Source organism: Luedemannella flava, from assembly GCF_039528515.1.
GTDB lineage: Bacteria > Actinomycetota > Actinomycetes > Mycobacteriales > Micromonosporaceae > Luedemannella > Luedemannella flava.
Map to the genome: position 1 here is coordinate 1 of NZ_BAAALT010000094.1, position 1,122 is coordinate 1,122.

The following is a 1,122-nucleotide window of genomic DNA, read 5'->3' on the forward strand; positions in this document are numbered from 1 at the left end:
GTCGGCGCTGCCGGTCACCGTGAACCACGACACCCGCCCGACCGGCCGCGCCGCCGCCGGGTACGTCCAGGTGACCTCGCGGGACTGCCCGGGGGCGAGGTTGCCCAGCGCCCGGGCCGCGCCGGCCACGGCCGGCGCCGAGTTGCCCACGGCCGGCGGGAAGCGCAGCAGCACCCGCACGTCGCGCACGGTGACCGACGACGCGTTGGCGACGGTCGCGGTGATGACCACGTCGTCGGTGGGGCTGGCCACGGTGTCCACGGGCGGGCTGGTGAGCGTGACCCGCAGCCGGGCCGAGGTCGCCTCGACCGCGGCCGCGCAGGCCGCGGCGGTGAAGGCCACGGTGACGTGCCGGCCGGTGGTGGCCCGGGCGACACAGGCGAGCGAGCCGCCGTCGCCCGAGCCGTACCCGATGGTGTTGACGACCGCGAGGCCCTCCTCGGCGATGGCCCGCGCGGCCTCGCACGGGTCGACGCCGCAGGCGTCCCGCTGGTCGGAGATGAGGACGATGGTCGCGCCGGTCACGCCGGCGCGGNGCGATGGCCCGCGCGGCCTCGCACGGGTCGACGCCGCAGGCGTCCCGCTGGTCGGAGATGAGGACGATGGTCGCGCCGGTCACGCCGGCGCGGCGCAGGTCGTCGGCGGCGGCGAGCAGCGCCGGCCCGGTCGACGTGCGGCCGCCGGGCCGCAGCCCGAGGACCTGGGTGCGCAGCCCGCTGTCGGTGGGCGAGGCGAAGCCGTAGCGCAGGCCGCCCGGCCCGCAGTCGTCGCCCGGGTCGGGATAGCTGCGCAGCGCCACCGAGGCGGCCGGCGGCATCGCGTCGAGCGCGCCGAGCACCGCCGCGTAGGTGCCCACCACGGTCGGGGTGCCCGACGCGTCGGGGCCCGCGGTGGAGATGCCGGTGTTCACGACGAACAGCACGCGCGGCGGCGTGCCGGCCACGGTGTCGCCCGTCTGGCCGACGGGCTGGTAGCGCACGGTGATGGTGGTCGGCGCGACCGGCACCAGCCGCGCGGGGTCCGCCAGCCGGGCCGCCGCCTCGGTGACCAGTCGGGCGGGCGCGGCGAGCGCGGTCAGCACGCCGGGGACCGCGGGCGCGCCGGCGCCCCGGACGACGCAGT

3 protein-coding genes are annotated in these 1,122 nt (G+C 79.1%); 2 read left to right on the forward strand and 1 reads right to left on the reverse strand.

The window, feature by feature from the left end; translation table 11 throughout:
• The coding region (locus tag ABD211_RS16765; RefSeq protein ID WP_344132151.1) for a vWA domain-containing protein at positions 1–525 on the reverse strand (525 nt) is incomplete at its 3' end.
• A gap of 77 nt (positions 526–602) precedes the next feature.
• Here ABD211_RS16765 and ABD211_RS16770 point away from each other — a divergent pair.
• Both ABD211_RS16770 and ABD211_RS16775 read left to right on the forward strand, forming a co-directional pair.
• Entirely contained in the window at positions 603–743 is a 141-nt protein-coding gene (locus tag ABD211_RS16770; protein ID WP_344132154.1) for a hypothetical protein, read from the forward strand.
• A gap of 105 nt (positions 744–848) precedes the next feature.
• On the forward strand, positions 849–974 hold the full coding sequence (locus tag ABD211_RS16775; RefSeq protein WP_344132157.1) for a hypothetical protein: 126 nt from the start codon (positions 849–851) through the stop codon (positions 972–974).
• Positions 975–1,122: the final 148 nt, after the last annotated feature.

What these genes read in the sequence shown, in the direction of transcription:
- ABD211_RS16770 (WP_344132154.1), top strand. Translation starts at nt 603, where the DNA reads ATGGTCGCGCCGGTCACGCCGGCGCGGCGCAGGTCGTCGGCGGCGGCG.